17 protein-coding genes are annotated in these 18,575 nt (G+C 62.9%); 9 read left to right on the top strand and 8 right to left on the bottom strand.

The window, feature by feature from the left end; genetic code table 11:
• Positions 1-40 precede the first annotated feature (40 nt).
• Positions 41-2,044: a choline transporter BetT gene (gene betT / locus LU684_RS10995; protein WP_023047206.1), complete on the top strand. Its 2,004-nt coding sequence runs from the start codon at positions 41-43 to the stop codon at positions 2,042-2,044.
• Positions 2,045-2,162: 118 nt separating this feature from the next.
• Here the strand turns inward: betT and tauD are convergent, their stop codons facing one another.
• Genes tauD through tauA form a run of 4 tightly spaced genes read right to left on the bottom strand, consistent with a single transcriptional unit; the run spans position 2,163 to position 5,654 of the window.
• A complete protein-coding gene (gene tauD / locus LU684_RS10990; protein ID WP_016484392.1) occupies positions 2,163-2,996 on the bottom strand; it encodes a taurine dioxygenase in 834 nt (277 codons plus the stop codon).
• Between the two features lie 48 nt (positions 2,997-3,044).
• Positions 3,045-3,884, bottom strand: a complete 840-nt coding sequence (gene tauC / locus LU684_RS10985) for a taurine ABC transporter permease TauC (RefSeq protein ID WP_060518078.1) — start codon at positions 3,882-3,884, stop codon at positions 3,045-3,047.
• Entirely contained in the window at positions 3,881-4,669 is a 789-nt protein-coding gene (gene tauB, locus LU684_RS10980; RefSeq protein WP_016484394.1) for a taurine ABC transporter ATP-binding subunit, read from the bottom strand. Before tauB ends, tauC begins: the two co-directional genes overlap by 4 nt.
• A 13-nt stretch (positions 4,670-4,682) precedes the next feature.
• The gene (gene tauA, locus LU684_RS10975; protein ID WP_232894638.1) at positions 4,683-5,654 is read right to left on the bottom strand and encodes a taurine ABC transporter substrate-binding protein; all 972 of its coding nucleotides are present in this window, start codon (positions 5,652-5,654) and stop codon (positions 4,683-4,685) included.
• Between the two features lie 653 nt (positions 5,655-6,307).
• On the opposite strand from tauA, the gene LU684_RS10970 reads away from it, so the two are divergent.
• From LU684_RS10970 to LU684_RS10935, 8 genes are all read left to right on the top strand, one after another.
• Entirely contained in the window at positions 6,308-7,636 is a 1,329-nt protein-coding gene (locus LU684_RS10970) for an OprD family porin (RefSeq protein ID WP_016484396.1), read from the top strand.
• Between the two features lie 165 nt (positions 7,637-7,801).
• Positions 7,802-8,440: a peroxiredoxin gene (locus LU684_RS10965; RefSeq protein WP_016497546.1), complete on the top strand. Its 639-nt coding sequence runs from the start codon at positions 7,802-7,804 to the stop codon at positions 8,438-8,440.
• A 199-nt stretch (positions 8,441-8,639) separates the two neighbouring features.
• Positions 8,640-9,233, top strand: coding sequence for an NADPH-dependent FMN reductase (gene ssuE / locus LU684_RS10960; protein ID WP_016484398.1), 594 nt, complete (start codon positions 8,640-8,642; stop codon positions 9,231-9,233).
• A gap of 85 nt (positions 9,234-9,318) precedes the next feature.
• Positions 9,319-10,284, top strand: coding sequence for a sulfonate ABC transporter substrate-binding protein (locus tag LU684_RS10955; RefSeq protein WP_232894637.1), 966 nt, complete (start codon positions 9,319-9,321; stop codon positions 10,282-10,284).
• Positions 10,285-10,343: 59 nt separating this feature from the next.
• Positions 10,344-11,492 (top strand): FMNH2-dependent alkanesulfonate monooxygenase, encoded by a 1,149-nt coding sequence (ssuD, locus tag LU684_RS10950; RefSeq protein ID WP_016484400.1) that lies wholly within the window; start codon positions 10,344-10,346, stop codon positions 11,490-11,492.
• Between the two features lie 10 nt (positions 11,493-11,502).
• On the top strand, positions 11,503-12,300 hold the full coding sequence (gene ssuC, locus LU684_RS10945; protein WP_016484401.1) for an aliphatic sulfonate ABC transporter permease SsuC: 798 nt from the start codon (positions 11,503-11,505) through the stop codon (positions 12,298-12,300).
• Positions 12,297-13,109 (top strand): aliphatic sulfonates ABC transporter ATP-binding protein, encoded by an 813-nt coding sequence (gene ssuB / locus LU684_RS10940; RefSeq protein WP_019096900.1) that lies wholly within the window; start codon positions 12,297-12,299, stop codon positions 13,107-13,109. The genes ssuC and ssuB overlap by 4 nt, the downstream gene beginning before the upstream one ends.
• 44 nt (positions 13,110-13,153) lie before the next feature.
• Positions 13,154-13,369 carry a TOBE domain-containing protein gene (locus tag LU684_RS10935; RefSeq protein ID WP_008095172.1) on the top strand — a complete coding sequence of 72 codons (216 nt, stop codon included), beginning with the start codon at positions 13,154-13,156 and terminating at the stop codon, positions 13,367-13,369.
• A 125-nt stretch (positions 13,370-13,494) separates the two neighbouring features.
• Here LU684_RS10935 and LU684_RS10930 read toward each other — a convergent pair whose 3' ends face one another.
• From LU684_RS10930 to LU684_RS10915, 4 genes are all read right to left on the bottom strand, one after another.
• Positions 13,495-14,127 carry a TetR/AcrR family transcriptional regulator gene (locus LU684_RS10930; protein WP_016484403.1) on the bottom strand — a complete coding sequence of 211 codons (633 nt, stop codon included), beginning with the start codon at positions 14,125-14,127 and terminating at the stop codon, positions 13,495-13,497.
• Positions 14,127-15,704 (bottom strand): glutamate--cysteine ligase, encoded by a 1,578-nt coding sequence (gene gshA / locus LU684_RS10925; RefSeq protein ID WP_024717583.1) that lies wholly within the window; start codon positions 15,702-15,704, stop codon positions 14,127-14,129. Before gshA ends, LU684_RS10930 begins: the two co-directional genes overlap by 1 nt.
• A 154-nt stretch (positions 15,705-15,858) precedes the next feature.
• On the bottom strand, positions 15,859-16,242 hold the full coding sequence (locus LU684_RS10920; RefSeq protein ID WP_016484405.1) for a PaaI family thioesterase: 384 nt from the start codon (positions 16,240-16,242) through the stop codon (positions 15,859-15,861).
• Positions 16,242-18,566: a Tex family protein gene (locus LU684_RS10915; protein ID WP_095116607.1), complete on the bottom strand. Its 2,325-nt coding sequence runs from the start codon at positions 18,564-18,566 to the stop codon at positions 16,242-16,244. The genes LU684_RS10920 and LU684_RS10915 overlap by 1 nt, the downstream gene beginning before the upstream one ends.
• Positions 18,567-18,575 lie beyond the last annotated feature (9 nt).

Here is an 18,575-nt window from a genome sequence, read left to right as displayed (position 1 = left end):
TCATTTCGAACCTCACGTCATTCGACGAGGTGCACGCCCGATGAGTGCACCGAACACTTCCGCTGCCAATGGCAAGATCCGCATGAACCCCCCGGTGTTCTACTTTGCGGCAAGTTTTATCCTCATCTTTGGCCTGGTGGTCATCTCCAACCCGCAAGCCGCAGGCGACTGGCTGCTGGCGGCGCAGAACTGGGCGGCCAATACGGTCGGCTGGTATTACATGTTGGCCATGACGCTGTACCTGGTCTTCGTGGTGGTCACCGCCTTGTCCGGCTATGGCAAGATCAAGCTCGGTGCCGACCACGACGAACCCGAGTTCAGTTACCTCTCATGGGCCGGCATGCTGTTCGCCGCCGGTATCAGCATTACCCTGTTCTTCTTCTGTGTCTCCGAGCCGCTGACGCACATGTTGCAGCCGCCCCAGGGCGAAGCGGGCACGGCCGAGGCCGGGCGCCAGGCGATGCAGATCCTGTTCCTGCACTGGGGCCTGCATGGCTGGGGCGTATTCGCCTTCGTCGGCATGGCGCTGGCCTACTTCGCCTACCGCCACAACCTGCCGCTGGCATTACGTTCGGCGCTGTACCCGCTGATTGGCAAGCGCATCAACGGGCCGATTGGCTACGCAGTGGATGGCTTCGGCATCATCGCCACGGTGTTCGGCCTGGGTGCCGACATGGGCTTTGGCGTGCTGCATTTGAACGCCGGTCTGGACTACCTGTTCGGCATCAGCCACAGCCAGTGGGTGCAGGTGATCCTCATCACCCTGATGATGGGCGCGGCGGTGGCCGTGGCCGTCGCCGGGGTAGAGAAGGGGGTGCGGGTGATGAGCGACATCAACCTGTTCCTCGCCTGCGCGCTGCTGTTGTTCGTATTGTTTGCCGGGCCTACACAGCACCTGTTCAACACGCTGATCCAGAACCTTGGCGATTACCTGGGCGCGTTGCCACGCAAAAGCTTCGACGTGTATGCCTACGGTGAAAACCGCGACTGGCTGGGCGGCTGGACGGTGTTCTACTGGGCCTGGTGGATTGCCTGGGCACCGTTCGTGGGCCTGTTCATCGCGCGCATTTCCCGCGGCCGCACCATTCGCGAGTTTGTCTTCGGCGTGCTGCTGATTCCGCTGGGCTTTACCCTGGCGTGGATGTCGATCTTCGGTAACAGCGCTCTGGACCAGGTCATCAATCACGGCATGACCGCGCTGGGCCAGTCGGCACTGGATAACCCGTCGATGAGCCTTTACCTGCTGCTGGAAACCTACCCGTGGAGCAAGGCGGTGATCGCCACCACGGTGTTCATCAGCTTCGTGTTCTTCGTGACGTCGGCCGACTCAGGCACCGTGGTGCTGTCGACCTTGTCGGCCAAGGGTGGCGATGCAGATGAGGACGGCCCGAACTGGCTGCGTATCTTCTGGGGCGCCATGACTGCACTGATTACCAGCGCACTGCTGTTCGCGGGCAGCATCGATTCGCTGAAGTCGGCGGTGGTACTGACCTCGTTGCCGTTCTCGCTGATCCTGCTGTGCATGATGTGGGGGCTGCACAAGGCGTTCTACCTGGAGTCGCAACGGCAGATCGCGCAGATGCACTCGCTGGCCCCGTTCGCCCAGTCACGTCGCGGCCGTGGCGGCTGGCGCCAGCGCCTGAGCCAGGCGGTGCATTTCCCGTCGCGTGATGAGGTGTACCGCTTCATGGACGACGTGGTGCGCCCGGCGATTGCCGATGTGCGTGAAGTGTTCGAGCAGAAGGGCCTGGTGCTGATCACCCAGGATGACCCGAGCCATGACAACGTCAGCCTGAAAATTGGCCATGGCGAGGAGCAGCCGTTCATTTACCAGGTGCAGATGCGTGGCTATTTCACGCCATCGTTCGCCCTGGGTGGGTTGGGTGCGCAGGAGTTGAAGAACCGCCGCTATTACCGTGCGGAGGTGCACTTGAGCGAAGGCAGCCAGAATTATGACCTGGTGGGCTACAGCAAAGAGCAGATCATCAACGACATCCTCGACCAGTACGAGCGGCACATGCAGTACCTGCATCTGGTCCGTTAGATCGCCGGGGCCGCTTTGCGGCCCATTCGCAGCACAAGGCTGCTCCTACAAGGGTACGCGATCCCTTGCAGGAGCAGCCTTGTGCTGCGAATGGAGGCCAAAGGCCTCCGAAAATCTGTCAGAAAGGTGCATCCCCCAGGATGGTCGCCCGGTGCATCACCCGCCGGTTCGGCCGGTAATCATCCACCGCAAAATGCTGGGTCACGCGGTTGTCCCAGAACGCTACATCATTTTCCTGCCAACGCCAGCGAATGCTGAACTCCGGTCGCGTCGCATGGGCGAACAGCAGCCTCAGCAGCGCATCGCTCTCCAGTTCGCTCAGTTCATTGATGCGTGTAGTGAACCCTTCATTGACGAACAACGCCTGGCGCCCGCTCACCGGATGTGTGCGCACCACCGGGTGCGACAGCGGGGGGTTGTTACGCCGTGTGGCCTCCCAGCGCGCCAGGTCTTCCGGCGTGGTGCCAAAGCGCTCCAGCGGAAACGACTTGGTGAAGTCGTGGGTGGCGGTCAGCCCATCAAGCATTTCACGCAGCGGCGCCGACAAGGCTTCGAAGGCCGCAATGCCGCTGGCCCACAGGGTATCGCCACCGTAAGCGGGCAGCTGCTTGGCGCTGAGCACCGCGCCCAGTGCCGGGGTCGGCAAAAAGGTCACGTCGGTGTGCCACACGGCGTTGTCGCGTACATCGGTGACTGCCGTGTCGAGCACAAGCACCTGCGGGGTTTCCGGTACGTTGGGGTAGATCGGGTGAATGTGCAGGTCGCCGAAGCGGGCGGCAAAGCGCGCCTGCTGCTCCGGGTTGATCGGCTGGTCGCGGAAGAACAGCACCTGATGCTTGAGCAGCGCCTGCTCGATGGCGTCGCGCTCTTCTGCAGTGATATCGCGGCTGATGTCCACGCCGCTGATCTGGGCACCGAGGGCCGGGCTGAGAGGGGTAACGGTCAGGCTCATGTTTTTTCTCGTTCTAGGCGCCGGGTTGCCGGCGTGGTCAGTCGGCAATCAGTGGCTCTGCCCGTGCCAGGGCACCAGTTTGCGTTGCAGGGCCCGCAGGCTCATTTCCAGGGCGAAGGCGATCAGGGCGATCAGCAAAATGCCCAGTACCACCACATCGGTGACCAGGAATTGCGCCGCCGACTGGACCATGAAGCCCAGGCCGCTGGTGGCGGCAATCAGCTCGGCGGCTACCAGTGTCGACCAGCCGACCCCCAGGCCGATGCGGATGCCGGTGAGGATGTCGGGCAGCGCACTGGGCAGGATCACATGGCGGATCAGTTGGGCCTTGGTCGCGCCCAGCGACTGCGCCGCCCGCAGCTTGGCCGGGTCGACCGTGCGCACACCGGTGGCGGTGGCAATGGCGATCGGGGCGAAGATCGCCAGGTAGATCAGCAGCACCTTCGACAGCTCGCCGATACCGCACCAGATGACGATCAACGGCAGGTAGGCCAGCGGCGGGATGGGCCGGTAGAACTCGATCAGCGGGTCGAGGATGCCACGGGCCACGCGGTTGTAGCCGATGGCGATGCCGACCGGGATCGCGGTAAGGGTCGCGGCCACCAGCGCCAGGCCGATACGGCCCAGGCTTGCGCCCAGGTGCTGCCACAGGCTGGCGTCCATGTAGCCCTGGGTCAGCAGGGTCCACGCCCTGGCCAGGATGTCGCCGGGCGAGGGCAGGAACAGGGGCTCGATCCAGCCGGCGGCCGTCACCAGCCACCAGACCAGCAGCAGGCTGGCCAAGGTCAGGGTGCTGATCCAGCGAGTGGACAGTGGTCGGCGCAGCTTGGCGGCGGGCCGGGTTTGTGCGGTGTGTTTGCCGGCGACCGGCAGGTCCAGGCTGCTCATGCGCGCTCCTGCAGGCTTTGGCGTTGGGAGAACACCCGCGCCAGTACATGCTCGCGGGTTTCGATAAAGGCGGGGTCGGACTTGATGGCCCGGGCCGATTCGCCAGCGGCATAGCGCTGGCCGAAGTCCAGTTGCAGGCGTTCCACCACGCGCCCCGGGTTGGGCGCCAGCAGTACCAGCTCGCTGGCGAGGAACACCGCTTCTTCGATGTCGTGGGTAATCAGGAACACCGGCTTGGCGGTGCGCTGCCACACCTGAAGCAGCAGTTCCTGCATCTGCTCGCGGGTGAACGCGTCGAGGGCGCCGAACGGTTCATCCATCAGCAATACCCGTGGGTCGGCCGCCAGCGCGCGGGCCAGGCCAACGCGCTGCTTCTGCCCACCGGACAATTGCCAGATGCGCCGCTCACCGAAGCCATCAAGGTCGACGAGGGCGAGCATTTCCCGGGCCTTGGCCTCACGCTGGGCGCGGGGCACGCCGGCCAGTTCGAGGCCGAAGGCGACATTGCCCAGCACGCTCTGCCATGGCAGCAGGGCATCATCCTGGAACACCACGCCGCGCTCGGCACCAGGGCCTTGCACCGGTACGCCGTCGAGGGTGATGCGCCCGCCGCTGGGGGCGACAAAGCCGGCGATCAGGTTGAGCAGTGAGGTCTTGCCGCTGCCGGAAGGCCCCAGGGCCACCAGCAGCTGGCGTGGCCCCAGGCTCAGGTTGATGTCGGCCAGCACCGGGGTGCTGGCGCCAGGGTACTGTGCGCTGATGCGCTCCAGCTCGAGCAAGGCCATGACGGGCTCCGGATCAGTTTGGAAGGAACTTGGCGCTGACGTACGGCGAGTAGTCCGGCAGTACGGCGTCGACCTTGCCTTGCTGCTTGAGGAAGTTGGCCGTGTCGGTCAGTGCCTGGGTGGTCGGCGCGCCCAGGGCGTTGGCCTGGTCTGCGGCCAGTGGGTAGACGTTGCCCTCCAGCAGCACCGGGATGTCGCTGGCCTTGGCGCCGGACAGCTTCACCAGCTTGTCTACGTTGCCCTTGTCGGCCAGCCAGGCTTTCGGGTCCTTGCGGTAGTCGGCGTAGGCATCGAGGGTGACTTTGGCAAACGCTTTGACCACCTCGGGGTGCTTCTCGGCGAAGTCTTTGCGCACAATCCAGGCATCGAAAGTAGGTGCGCCTTTCTGGGCCAGTTCGCCAGAGTTGATCAGCACCTTGCCATTTTCCTTGGCCACGCCCAAGGCTGGGTCCCAGACGTAGGTGGCGTCGATGTCACCACGTTTCCAGGCGGCAATGATGGCCGGCGGCGCCAGGTTGAGGATCTGGACCTTGGAGGGGTCGATGTTCCAGCTTTTCAGGGCGGCCAGCAGGCTGTAGTGGCCGGTGGAAACGAACGGCACGGCGACCTTCTTGCCGATCAGGTCTTGTGGCGTCTTGATGCTGTCGCGGGCGACCAACGCTTCACCGGCACCAATCTGGGTGGCGATGAGGAAGGTTTCGACCGGCAGTTTGCGGGTGGCGGCAGCGGCCAGCGGGCTGGAGCCCAGGTAGCCGATCTGCACGTCGCCGCTGGCCACCGCAGTGATCACGTCTGCGCCGTTATCGAATTTGCGCCAGTCGATGCTGGCCTTGCTGGCTTTTTCGTAGTCGCCATCGACCTGGGCCACTTTGGCCGGGTCGACGGTGGTCTGATAGGCCACGGTCAGGTCGGCGGCCTGAGCAAACCAGCTGGTGCTGGCGAGGGTCAGGGCAGCGAACAGGCGCAGCGGAGCGTGCGGGATCATGGTGGACCTCTCGTCAGGCAATCAGGGTGTTGGATGGCGAGAAGACTAAATGATCTAAGAATTTCTAAATAAATAACTTTTTTGCATTAGCTTAGGAGCCAAATGCTTTAAGCCCAAGGGGAGTGCGGTCTTTGTGGGAGCGGCCTTGTGTCGCGATGGGCCGCAATGCGGCCCCGGCATTTTACGCGGCGAAGCTGAAGTCCTGGGGCCGCTTCGCGCCCCATCGCGACACAAGGCCGCTCCCACAAAGACCGTAAAAGGCCGCCGCTTCTGTGGGGCAACCTGCCCAGTGGCGAAATCAGAGCGGGCTGCTAGGCTTTGTCGTCCCTATAGAACGATACGGTATTAGGTTATGAGCAAACGTTTGCAAATAACTTATGGTTATCAATGGCGAGGCTGCTACAACGTTTGGCAGTAAAGGTTCCAACCATATTCCGTAAAAATCTTACCAATTCATAAAACGGTCATTTTGGATTTATAGGATTGTCATTATCCTGTAGCGCAGCTGGCGTCTTAGACCAAAGTCGCGAAACGTTTAGAAACGATTGACTTAGTGGTCACGCTTTGGGACTAAATCGCCAATCCACGGTGAGAAGGGGCAGCAGATCCCTCCGCCAGAGATACACAAAAATTAGAACGTAGAGGAGCAAAACATGTACAAGTCCAGCCTGGCCCTGGCCGTGGCACTGGGGGTTCTCGCCCAACAAGCAGGCGCTGCCGGTTTCGTCGAAGACAGCAAACTGTCGCTTAGCTCGCGCACCATGTACTTCAACAACGACAACCGTGACGGTGGCGCTGACAACCGTGAATCGGGTCAGGGCTTCAAGCTCGACTACCTGTCCGGTTTCACTGAAGGCACCGTTGGTTTCGGTGTGGACGTCCAGGCCCTGTGGGGTATTCACCTGGATGGTGGCCGCGGCAAGCACCCTGACAACAGCTCCTTCTTCCCAAGCGACACCGACGGTTCGGCTGTAAGCCAGTGGGCCCGTGTGGGTGGTAACGCCAAGGCACGCTTCTCGAAGACCGAAGTTCACTACGGTAGCGCCCTGGCGCCGAACCTGCCGATCCTGGTCTCCAACGATGGCCGTCTGCTGCCGCAAACCTTCGAGGGTGGCACCATCCAGTCGAAGGAAATCGACAACCTGACCATTAACGCCGGTCAGCTGACCCACGCCATGGGCCGTGCTTCGAGCAACCGTACCGGCCTGTCGGTAGCGGGTGCTACCCAGGACAGCAACAAGTTCCGTTACGGCGGCCTGGACTACAAGCTCACGCCAGACCTGACCCTGCAGTACTACTACTCGAACCTGGAAGACTTCTACAAGCAGCACTTCCTGGGCGCGACTCACGTGTTCAAGATCGCTGACGACCAGTCGTTCAAGACCGACCTGCGCTACTTCGACAGCAGCAGCGACGGCAAGAACGGCGAGGCCGGCTACCGCTTCAACAACAACGGTGGCTATGCCAAGAACACTGGCGAGGTCGACAACAAGACCTGGTCCGCGATGTTCACCTACACCCTGGGTGGCCACTCGCTGATGCTCGGCCATCAGCGCGTCAATGACGACGGTGGCTTCGTCTGGCTGAACCAGGGCAGCGTGGTAGATGGTAATGGCCGCAACGAAGGCGCCGGCGGTTCCAGCTTCTACCTGTTCACTGACAGCATGATCAACCAGTTCGCCAAGGCCGGTGAAAACACCACCTTCGGTCAGTACGCCTACGACTTCGCTCGCCTGGGCGTGCCGGGCCTGAAAGCATCGGTTGCCTACCTGAAAGGTGAAGACGGTAAAAATGCCAACGGCAACGGCCACTTCAGCGAGTGGGAGCGTGATGCCCGTATCGACTACGTGATCCAGGACGGCACCTTCAAGGGCCTGGGCGCCAGCCTGCGTCACGGTGTGTACCGCGGCACCGGCACCAGTTCGCTGGCTGACCAGGATCAGACCCGTCTGATCTTCAACTACACTTACAACTTCCTGTAAGCCGTAGCTGAACAAGAAGCCTCGCGTGATGCGAGGCTTTTTTGTGCCTGCAAATTTGTATGCATTATGGTTATAAATAAATCGTTATTTATTCTTTTTGTTTTTAACCGAATGCAGGCACATTGAACCCATACGGTACAGAACCCAGCCAAGGAGCCGCAGCCCATGAGCCTTAAACTCGGCGATATCGCCCCCGATTTCGAACAGGATTCCAGCGAAGGCAAAATTCGCTTCCACGAGTGGCTGGGCAACAGCTGGGGGGTGTTGTTCTCCCATCCGGCCGACTTCACCCCGGTGTGCACCACCGAGCTGGGCCTGACCGCCAAACTCAAGGACGACTTCGCCAAGCGCGGGGTCAAGGCCATCGCCCTGTCGGTAGACCCGGTCGACTCGCACCATAAGTGGATCGAGGACATCAACGAAACCCAGAACACGGTGGTCAACTTCCCGATCATTGCCGATGCCGACCGCAAGGTGTCCGACCTGTACGACCTGATTCACCCGAACGCCAGTGACACCCTGACTGTGCGCTCGCTGTTCGTCATCGACCCGAACAAAAAGGTGCGCCTGACCATCACTTATCCGGCCAGTACCGGGCGCAACTTCAATGAGATCCTGCGGGTGATCGACTCGCTGCAGCTGACCGACAACCACAAAGTCGCCACACCCGGTAACTGGCAGGACGGCGATGAGGTGGTGATCGTGCCTTCGCTCAAAGATGAGGAAGAGATCAAGCAGCGCTTCCCCAAAGGATATCGGGCGGTCAAACCCTATCTGCGCCTGACCCCTCAGCCAAACCGTTAATGGATTCCTCGTTGCATTGCTCTTAGCCAAGCAGGGATTTTCGGGCCGTTTCGACGGCCCTTTTTTATGCCTGCGCAGAATGTGTGGGCCGCTTCGCGAGCAAAGACAATAATGGAATAAACAAATGAAAAAATATGATTTCTAGATATATGTAGCAGCTGTTAATGTCACCTCCAACAGAACACAAGGAAGCGCAGCAATGCTGGTTGTCTCAATCGGTGGTAGCCCAAGTCTCCGTTCACGCTCCGGCGTGCTGCTAGAGCGTTCACGCCAGTGGCTACAGGACCGTGGCGTCGAGGTGGTGACGTTCCAGGTACGTGACTTCCCCGCCGAAGACCTGCTGCACGCCCGCTTCGACAGCCCGCATGTGCAGCACTTCCAGCAGCTGGTAGCCCAGGCCGATGGCCTGATCGTTTCCACCCCGGTGTACAAGGCTTCGTTTGCCGGTGCCCTTAAAACTTTGCTCGACCTGCTGCCCGAACGCGCCCTGGCCCACAAGATCGTGTTGCCAATCGCCACTGGCGGCAGCATCGCCCACATGCTGGCGGTGGATTACGCATTGAAGCCGGTGCTGTCGGCACTCAAGGCGCAAGAGACCCTGCAAGGGATCTTCGCCGACGACAGCCAGGTGGCTTACGCAGAAGGCACCAAGCCCGCGCAGTTGGTACAAGCGCTGGAAGAGCGCCTGCACGACTCGCTTGAAACCTTCCACGTTGCCTTGGCCCGTCGGCCACGCCCGGTGGCCCCCGGTGTGCTGAACGAACGCCTGATCAGCGCCCGCTGGAGCATTTGAACGGCACTACCCGCTTCACCACCTTACTGGCCCGACAACGAGGCAAGCAGGTGCAACCCGAACCTCATTCGCACAGGAGAGCGCCATGCGCACAGTCTTCTTGCGTCGCGGTCTGGTCGCCCTGTTTGCGGCGGCTGTGTCCTTCGGCGCCATTACCCAAGCCCAGGCCGAAAGCCTGCGTATCGGTTACCAGAAATACGGCACCCTGGTGCTGCTCAAGGCCAAGGGCACGCTGGAGAAGCGCCTGGCCGAGCAAGGCGTGCAGGTGCAGTGGACCGAATTCCCCGGCGGCCCGCAGCTGCTTGAAGGGTTGAACGTCGGCTCCATCGACTTTGGTGTTACCGGCGAGACCCCACCCGTATTCGCCCAGGCCGCTGGCGCTGATCTGCTCTACGTGGCCTACGAGCCGCCCGCGCCGCACAGCGAGGCGATCCTGGTGCCCAAGGGGTCGCCAATCCAGTCGGTCAAGGAACTCAAGGGCAAGAAAGTCGCCCTCAACAAAGGCTCCAACGTGCACTACCTGCTGGTCCGTGCACTGGAAGACGCCGGCCTCACGTACAGCGATATCCAGCCGGTCTACCTGCCCCCGGCCGATGCCCGCGCCGCATTCGAGCGTGGCAGCGTCGATGCCTGGGTGATCTGGGACCCGTACCAGGCCGCCGCCGAACAACAGTTGCAGGCGCGCACCCTGCGTGATGGCAAGGGCCTGGTCGACAACCACCAGTTCTACCTGGCCACCCGCAACTATGCGACCCAGCACCCGACGGTGATCAACGCCTTGGTCGAAGAAGTGCGCGCGGTGGGCGAGTGGTCCCAGGCCAACCCGCAGGAAGTGACCGATCAGGTCGCACCGCTGCTCGGCCTGCCCGCAGACATCACCCTGACCTCGGTCAAGCGCCAAGGCTACGGTGCTGCACCGCTGACCCCCGAGGTAGTGGCCGCGCAACAGAAAATCGCCGACACCTTCCAGGCGCTCAAGCTCATACCCAAGCCGCTGAGCATCAAGGACGTGATCTGGACACCCCCGGCCAAGGTCGCTAGCGCGCCTTGATTGATTCGTCCGTGCCGGGGCGCCGCCCTGGCTGAGCCACCCTTGAGGAGACAACTCCAATGAGCCTTAACATTTTCTGGTTCCTCCCGACCCACGGTGACGGCAAGTACCTGGGCACTTCCGACGGCGCGCGTGCGGTCGACCACGGTTACCTGCAGCAGATCGCGCAGGCCGCCGACCGCCTTGGTTTTGGTGGGGTGCTGATCCCTACCGGGCGCTCCTGCGAGGACTCGTGGCTGGTGGCAGCGTCGCTGATTCCTGTGACCCAGCATCTGAAATTCCTGGTTGCCCTGCGCCCAGGCATCATTTCGCCGACCGTGGCAGCACGTCAGGCTGCAACGTTGGACCGCCTGTCCAATGGCCGTGCGCTGTTCAACCTGGTGACCGGTGGCGACCCGGATGAGCTGGCCGGTGATGGCCTGCACCTGAACCACCAGGAGCGCTACGAAGCCTCGGTCGAGTTCACCCGTATCTGGCGCAAGGTGCTGGAAGGCGAAAACGTCGATTACGACGGCAAGCACATCCAGGTGAAGGGCGCCAAGCTGCTTTACCCGCCGATTCAGCAACCACGCCCGCCGCTGTATTTCGGCGGTTCGTCCGAGGCCGCCCAAGACCTGGCCGCCGAACAGGTCGAGTTGTACCTGACCTGGGGCGAGCCACCGTCAGCCGTTGCCGAAAAGATCGCCCAGGTGCGCGAAAAAGCCGCTGCTCAAGGCCGTGAAGTACGCTTCGGTATCCGCCTGCACGTGATCGTGCGCGAAACCAACGAAGAAGCGTGGGCCGCCGCCGACCGCCTGATTTCGCACCTGGATGATGACACCATCGCCCGTGCCCAGGCCTCGCTGGCGCGCTTCGACTCGGTGGGCCAGCAGCGCATGGCTGCCCTGCATGGCGGCAACCGTGACAACCTGGAAGTCAGCCCCAACCTGTGGGCAGGCGTTGGCCTGGTACGTGGCGGTGCCGGCACCGCACTGGTAGGCGATGGCCCGACTGTCGCGGCGCGGGTGAAGGAATATGCCGACCTGGGGATCGATACCTTCATCTTCTCGGGCTATCCACACCTGGAAGAGTCGTATCGGGTTGCCGAACTGCTCTTCCCGCACCTTGATGTACAGCGCCCGGAGCAACCCAAAACCGGTGGCTACGTAAGCCCGTTCGGCGAGATGGTGGCCAACGACATCCTGCCCAAGTCCGTGTCACAGAGCTGAGGGCCGGGCCATGAGTCGTGCAACTTCCTCCACCCTGACCCAGCGCCTGGCGCCGTGGGCACTGCCGGTGCTGCTGCTGGCAGTCTGGCAACTGGCGGTCAGCGCTGGCTGGCTGTCGACGCGCATCCTGCCGGCACCTAGCGCTGTCGTCAGCGCTGGCGTCGAGCTGGTGCGCAGCGGCGATATCTGGACACACCTGGCCATCAGTGGCTGGCGTGCCGGCCTGGGCTTCGCCATCGGCGGCAGCATCGGCCTGGTGCTGGGCTTTATCACTGGCCTGTCGAACTGGGGCGAACGCCTGCTCGACAGCTCGGTGCAGATGATCCGCAACGTGCCGCATCTGGCGCTGATCCCGCTGGTGATCCTGTGGTTCGGTATCGACGAGTCGGCAAAGATCTTCCTGGTCGCGCTGGGCACGCTGTTCCCGATTTACCTGAACACTTACCACGGTATCCGCAATGTCGACCCGGCGCTGGTAGAAATGGCGCGCAGCTATGGCTTGTCCGGCTTCGGCCTGTTCCGCCAGGTGATCTTGCCGGGTGCACTGCCATCGATCCTGGTGGGCGTGCGTTTCGCACTGGGCTTCATGTGGCTGACCCTGATCGTGGCCGAGACCATTTCGGCGAACGCCGGCATCGGTTACCTGGCGATGAACGCCCGGGAGTTCTTGCAGACCGACGTGGTGGTACTGGCCATCGTCCTGTATGCCGTGCTTGGCAAACTCGCCGACCTCGCCGCTCGCGGCCTGGAACGTGTGTGGCTGCGCTGGCACCCGGCCTATCAAGTGGCCAAGAAGGAGGGCGCATGACCGTGCTCAAGGAACAGCCGCCACGCCTGTTGCGTGGCATCCCGCTGGCCTCTAACGGCCTGCGCAAGACCTTTGGCCAGCGCGAAGTATTGAAGGGCATCGACCTGCACATTCCGGCGGGGCAGTTCGTTGCCATCGTCGGCCGCAGCGGCTGCGGCAAAAGCACCCTGCTGCGGCTGCTGGCCGGGCTCGACCAGCCTACGGCCGGGCAGTTGCTGGCCGGCGCTGCGCCGCTGGAAGAGGCCCGCGAAGAAACCCGCCTGATGTTCCAGGACGCACGCTTGCTGCCGTGGAAGAAGGTGATCGACAACGTTGGCCTGGGCCTGTCGGGTGACTGGCGCCCACGTGCGCTGGAAGCGCTGGAGGCGGTTGGCCTGGCCGACCGCGCCAATGAATGGCCGGCAGCCCTGTCGGGTGGCCAAAAACAGCGCGTGGCCCTGGCGCGGGCGCTGATCCACCAGCCACGCCTGCTGCTGCTGGACGAGCCGCTGGGTGCGCTGGATGCATTGACCCGTATCGAGATGCAGCAACTGATAGAACGCCTGTGGCGTCAGCACGGCTTCACCGTGCTGCTGGTCACTCACGATGTCAGCGAGGCGGTAGCCGTGGCTGACCGGGTGATCCTGATCGAGGACGGCGAGGTCGGGCTCGACCTCACCGTCGACCTGGCACGGCCCCGCGCGCGTGGTTCGCACCGCCTGGCCGCGCTGGAAAGCGAAGTGCTCAACCGTGTTCTGTCGGCCCCGGGCACTGCGCCCGAGCCGGATCCTGTAGCCCCTCTGCCCACGCAGCTGCGCTGGGCACACTGAATGACTCACTCACCAGACTGAAGCCATAGAGAAGGAATGACATCATGACCATCAAAGCCATCAACGTCCGCAACCAGTTCAAAGGCACCGTGAAAGAGATCCTCGAAGGCCCGGTACTGTCGGAAATCGACGTGCAGACTGCTTCGGGTATCGTCACTTCGGTCATCACCACCCGCTCGGTAAAGGAGCTGGAGCTGCAGGTTGGCAGCGAAGTGATTGCCTTTGTGAAATCGACTGAAGTGTCTATCGCCAAGCTGTGATGCTGCTCGATATTGGGGCTGCTTGGCAGCCCTATCGCGACACAAGGCCGCTCCTACACGGGAATGCGATCTCCTGTAGGAGCGGCCTTGTGCCGCGAATGGGCCGCAACGCGGCCCCAATAACTTCAGCTGGAACGCTTGGCCAGAAACGGCGGCAGGTATAACCCCAGATACGCCTCGAACACCCGCTTGCCTTCTTCGGCCATGCGCGGTGTGATCGCCTCATGCAGCTGCACCGACCGCGCATACACCCGGTCACTCAGCTCCATGGCCAGCGCAAACACATCCACATCCAGCGGCATCACCGGCAGGTGAAAATGCTGGTCGAACAACTTGTGCATCAAGTCGCCCAGTTCCATGTCGTGCTGCCGATCGGCCTGCACCACCTCGCTCAGGCCATGCTGCGCCAGAATCAGCTGCCGCGCCGCCGCATCCTCGTTGTAGATATCAAGCATGCGCTCTTCGATCAGCCGTGACAGTTCGTGCCAGGTGCTGAACGCGCTGCTGTCGATCGCTGCGCCCAGCGCTTCGCGAAACGCCCGGTGCACATCGGCCGTCAGCGCTTCCAGCAAGGCCGGCACGCTGGCGAAAAAGTGATACACCGACGACGGCGGAATCTGTGCCCGCTCAGCCACGCTGTAGATGGAAAGTGCCGCCACCCCTTGTTCGGCCAGCAGCTCACGCGCAGCCGCCAGGATCGCCTCGATCCTGGCCTGGCTGCTGGCGCGCGGCTTGCGCGGGGTGGCGGTGCGGTTCATCAGTTGCTGATTGCCAGGATGCTGGCCTGGTAGGCGCCGACGAACAGGTCGAAGTCACCGACTTCGTCTTGTTCCAGCTCGGACTGCTTGGCCAGCGATTCGCGGGCCAGCGTTTCGAATGCCTGCTGCTTGTCATTGCTCAGAGGTTGCTCGCGGAAAGCCTCGGCGTGCACACGGCTTTGGCGCAGCGAGAACTGGACGAAGCTTTCGTCATGCTCGGTCATGCGTGCCAGCACCTGGGCCGACGGGGTAAGCGAGGCATCGTCGACCTTGGCCTGCTGGGCATCCAGGGCCTTGGCGTGCTCATCAGAGCCTTGCGCCTGGTCGAGCAGGTTGGCCAATTGGCGGATGCGCTCGATCAGCTCGCCGGCCCAGCCTTTCAGGCTGATCGGCTGGCCATTGCGGTGCAGCTCCAGGCCCGGGCGGCGACCTTCCTTGACCACGGTCAGGAAGTTGTCGGTGCACTGGCCGCACTCGCCGTTGTCCAGCTGAGGGCTGTCTTCCAGGGCGCAGAACAGCAGGAACGCGTCGAGGAAGCGTGCCTCGGTCAGGTCGATACCTACCGGCAGGAACGGGTTGATGTCCAGGCAACGCACTTCCACGTACTGCACGCCACGCGAAGTCAGGGCCTGTATCGGCCGCTCGCCGGTGTAGGTAACGCGCTTGGGGCGGATGTTCGAGTAGTACTCGTTCTCGATTTGCAGAATGTTGGTGTTCAGCTGCACCCATTCGCCGTCCACGTGCGTACCGACCTCAACATAAGGCGGGTAGGGCGTGCCCACGGCCTTGCGCAGGCTGTCGGTGTAGCTGGCCAGGTTGTTGTAGCAAGGCGTGAGGCCGGCCTGGGCGTTGCTCTGGTAGCCCAGGTCGCTCATGCGCAGGCTGGTGGCATAGGGCAGGAACAGGGTTTCGGCGTCCAGCTCTTCGAGCTGGTGCGGGCGGCCACGCAGGAAGCCTTTGTCCAGCGCCGGCGAGGCGCCGAACAGGTACATCAGCAGCCAGCTGTAGCGGCGGAAGTTGCGGATCAGCGCGATGTAGGCCGACGACTGGTAGTCGCGGTCGTCTAGCGTGCTGCCTTCGGCTTCGCGCAGCAGTGGCCACAGGGCTTCGGGCAGCGAGAAGTTGTAATGTATGCCGGCAATGCACTGCATGGTGCGGCCGTAGCGCAGGGCCAGGCCCTTGCGGTACACGTGCTTGAGCTTGCCGATGTTCGAGTTGCCGTACTCGGCGATCGGGATGTCCTCCTCGGCCGGCAGCGTGCACGGCATCGAAGGGCTCCACAGGTATTCGTCGCCCAGCTTGCTGTAGACGAAACGGTGGGTCTCTTCGAGGCTTTCGAGCACCTTGGCCGGGTCGGCCAGCGCAGGGGTGATGAACTCCAGCAACGACTCGGAATAATCGGTGGTGATCTGCTCGTTGGTCAGCGCCGATCCCAGTGCTTCCGGGTGCGGGGTCTGGGCCAGGCGACCTTCATCGGTCACGCGCAGGCATTCGCGCTCAATACCGTGCAGGCACTGCTTGAGCAGGGGAAGATTGGCGCCGAGCAGGCTCAGGCGGCGGTTGAGGAGTTCGCTCAAGATGTATTCCTTCACGCGTCAGTCGCCCCAATATGGGGGTAGAGATAACGGTCTACAAGGGTAGGAAGAAAGGAACTGGCGTTGTCGCCTGGTTTACGCGGGTTCCAGCAGTGCCAGCGCACTGCTGAAAATACCGCAGATACTGCTTGGTGAGCTAGAGAACCGCGAAGGTTCCTTGCGCTTTTGCCACCAGCTTGTCGCCCTGGACTACGTCGGCGTCGACCACCAGGGTTCGCCGCCCGGCGTGCAGCACACGGGCGGTACACAGCACTTCGCCATCGCTGACGGCGCGCATGTAGTTGATCTTGCACTCGATGGTGACGCTTTGCTGGTCAAAGCCATGGCTGGCCGAGCAGGCCAGGCCCATGGCGATGTCCACCAGGCTGAAGATCGCCCCGCCGTGCAGCTTCTGGCCACGGTTGCGCAAGTGCGGCTCCAGCGGCAGGGCCACCTCTGCAACACCCGTGTCCAGGCGTTGCAGGCGGCAGCCCAGCAGCTGGCTGAAGGCGCTTTCGACGTATTCGCGGGGTACGTCCATCACTTCTTCTTCAACTGCTTGGCGTTGGCGAACAGGGAGGCCATGGCATTGTTGGCCGGCGCGGCGGTGGCGGTTTCACGCGGGCGTTGGGCCGGCTGCTGGCGGTTGCCGCCATTGCCACGGTTGCCACCGCGGTTGCCTTCGACCTTTTCGCCTGGGGTGTCGCTCATGCGCATGGACAGGCCGACGCGCTTGCGCGGGATATCCACTTCCATGACCTTGACCTTGACCACGTCGCCGGCCTTGACCGCTTCACGCGGGTCTTTGATGAACTTCTCCGACAGCGCCGAGATGTGCACCAGGCCGTCCTGGTGCACGCCGATGTCGACGAAGGCGCCAAAGTTGGTGACGTTGGTCACCACACCCTCCAGGATCATGCCGGGTTCGAGGTCCTTGAGGTCTTCGACGCCGTCCTGGAAGGTGGCGGTCTTGAACTCGGGCCGTGGGTCGCGGCCAGGCTTGTCCAGCTCTTGCAGGATATCGGTGACGGTCGGCAGGCCGAAGGACTCGTCGGTGAACTTCTTCGGGTCCAGGCGCTTGAGGAAGCTGCTGTCGCCGATCAGCGAGCGGATGTCGCGGTCGGTGTCGGCGGCGATGCGCTGCACCAGCGGATAGGCCTCCGGGTGCACTGCGGAGGCGTCCAGCGGGTTGTCGCCGTTCATCACACGCAGGAAGCCGGCGGCCTGTTCGAAGGTTTTTTCACCCAGGCGGCTGACCTTTTTCAGGGCTGCACGGGTGGCGAACGGGCCGTTGGCATCGCGATGGGCGACGATGTTCTGCGCCAGCGTGGCGTTAAGGCCGGAGATACGGGTCAGCAGCGCCACCGAGGCGGTGTTCACGTCCACGCCCACGGCGTTCACGCAGTCCTCGACCACGGCGTCCAGGCCACGCGCCAGTTTCAGCTGGGACACGTCGTGCTGGTACTGGCCGACACCGATGGATTTCGGGTCGATCTTCACAAGCTCCGCCAGCGGGTCCTGCAGGCGGCGGGCAATCGAAACGGCGCCACGGATCGACACGTCCAGGTCCGGGAACTCGCGGGCGGCCAGTTCCGATGCCGAGTACACCGAAGCGCCGGCTTCGGAAACCATGATCTTGGTGATTTTCAGCGCTGGGTATTTTTTCACCAGCTCTGCCACCAGCTTGTCGCTTTCGCGGCTGGCGGTGCCGTTGCCGATGGCGATCAGCTCCACCGAGTGCTTGGCGCACAGTGCAGCCATGATGGATAGGGTGCGGTCCCAGTCATTCTTCGGCGCGTGCGGATACACCGTGGTGTAGTCCAGCAGCTTGCCGGTGGCGTCGACCACGGCGATCTTGCAACCGGTGCGCAGGCCCGGGTCGAAGCCCAGGGTGGCGCGCGGACCGGCCGGGGCGGCCAGCAGCAGGTCGTGCAGGTTGTGGGCGAACACGTTGATTGCCTCGCCTTCGGCGTTGTCGCGCAGTTCGCCGAACAGGTCGGTTTCCAGGTGGGTGTACAGCTTGACCTTCCAGGTCCAGCGCACCACCTCGCCCAGCCATTTGTCGGCCGGGCGGCCGCGGTTTTCGACGCCGACGTGGTGGCCGATCATCACTTCGCACGGGTGCAGGGTGCCAGGCAGTTCTTCGCCCACTTTCAGCGAGGCGCTCAACACACCTTCGTTGCGCCCGCGGAAGATTGCCAGGGCACGGTGCGACGGTGCGTTGCGCAGCAGTTCGTCGTGGGCGAAGTAGTCGCGGAACTTGGCGCCCTCTTCCTCCTTGCCGGCTACCACGCGGGCGCTGAGCACGGCCTCCTGCTTGAGGAAATTGCGCAGCTTGTCGAGCAGGGCGGCGTCCTCGGCAAAGCGCTCCATCAGGATGTACTTGGCGCCCTCCAGCGCGGCCTTGACGTCGGCCACGCCCTTTTCGGCGTTGACGAAGCGTGCGGCTTCGCTCTCTGGCACAAGGCCCGGATCGTTGAACAGGCCGTCCGCCAGCTCGCCGAGGCCGGCTTCCAGGGCGATCTGGCCCTTGGTGCGGCGCTTTTGCTTGTACGGCAGGTACAGGTCTTCGAGGCGGGTCTTGGTGTCGGCCAGCTTGATTTCGCGGGCCAGTTCAGGGGTCAGCTTGCCCTGTTCCTCGATGCTGGACAGGATGCTGGCGCGACGGTCGTCGAGTTCGCGCAGGTAGCGCAGGCGCTCTTCCAGATGGCGCAGCTGGGTGTCGTCCAGGCTACCGGTCACTTCCTTGCGGTAACGGGCGATGAAGGGCACGGTCGAGCCTTCGTCCAACAGGCCCACGGCCGCCTCGACCTGCTGGGGGCGTACGCCCAGTTCCTCGGCGATACGGCTGTTGATGCTGTCCATGTAAACCAC

The sequence above is a fragment of the Pseudomonas sp. NMI542_15 genome (assembly GCF_021283425.1).
Classification (GTDB): Bacteria; Pseudomonadota; Gammaproteobacteria; order Pseudomonadales; family Pseudomonadaceae; genus Aquipseudomonas; species Aquipseudomonas fortuita.
This window is presented reverse-complemented; position numbering and strand designations above follow the sequence as displayed.

Excerpts from the sequence above, each read along its gene's own strand:
- betT (WP_023047206.1), top strand. The coding sequence starts at position 41 with ATGAGTGCACCGAACACTTCCGCTGCCAATGGCAAGATCCGCATGAAC.
- LU684_RS10915 (WP_095116607.1), bottom strand. The coding sequence starts at position 18,566 with ATGGACAGCATCAACAGCCGTATCGCCGAGGAACTGGGCGTACGCCCC.
- LU684_RS10920 (WP_016484405.1), bottom strand. The coding sequence starts at position 16,242 with ATGGACGTACCCCGCGAATACGTCGAAAGCGCCTTCAGCCAGCTGCTG.
- LU684_RS10930 (WP_016484403.1), bottom strand. The coding sequence starts at position 14,127 with ATGAACCGCACCGCCACCCCGCGCAAGCCGCGCGCCAGCAGCCAGGCC.
- ssuC (WP_016484401.1), top strand. The coding sequence starts at position 11,503 with ATGAGTCGTGCAACTTCCTCCACCCTGACCCAGCGCCTGGCGCCGTGG.
- ssuD (WP_016484400.1), top strand. The coding sequence starts at position 10,344 with ATGAGCCTTAACATTTTCTGGTTCCTCCCGACCCACGGTGACGGCAAG.
- LU684_RS10935 (WP_008095172.1), top strand. The coding sequence starts at position 13,154 with ATGACCATCAAAGCCATCAACGTCCGCAACCAGTTCAAAGGCACCGTG.
- LU684_RS10965 (WP_016497546.1), top strand. The coding sequence starts at position 7,802 with ATGAGCCTTAAACTCGGCGATATCGCCCCCGATTTCGAACAGGATTCC.
- tauB (WP_016484394.1), bottom strand. The coding sequence starts at position 4,669 with ATGGCCTTGCTCGAGCTGGAGCGCATCAGCGCACAGTACCCTGGCGCC.
- LU684_RS10970 (WP_016484396.1), top strand. The coding sequence starts at position 6,308 with ATGTACAAGTCCAGCCTGGCCCTGGCCGTGGCACTGGGGGTTCTCGCC.
- ssuE (WP_016484398.1), top strand. The coding sequence starts at position 8,640 with ATGCTGGTTGTCTCAATCGGTGGTAGCCCAAGTCTCCGTTCACGCTCC.
- LU684_RS10955 (WP_232894637.1), top strand. The coding sequence starts at position 9,319 with ATGCGCACAGTCTTCTTGCGTCGCGGTCTGGTCGCCCTGTTTGCGGCG.
- tauC (WP_060518078.1), bottom strand. The coding sequence starts at position 3,884 with ATGAGCAGCCTGGACCTGCCGGTCGCCGGCAAACACACCGCACAAACC.
- tauD (WP_016484392.1), bottom strand. The coding sequence starts at position 2,996 with ATGAGCCTGACCGTTACCCCTCTCAGCCCGGCCCTCGGTGCCCAGATC.
- ssuB (WP_019096900.1), top strand. The coding sequence starts at position 12,297 with ATGACCGTGCTCAAGGAACAGCCGCCACGCCTGTTGCGTGGCATCCCG.
- tauA (WP_232894638.1), bottom strand. The coding sequence starts at position 5,654 with ATGATCCCGCACGCTCCGCTGCGCCTGTTCGCTGCCCTGACCCTCGCC.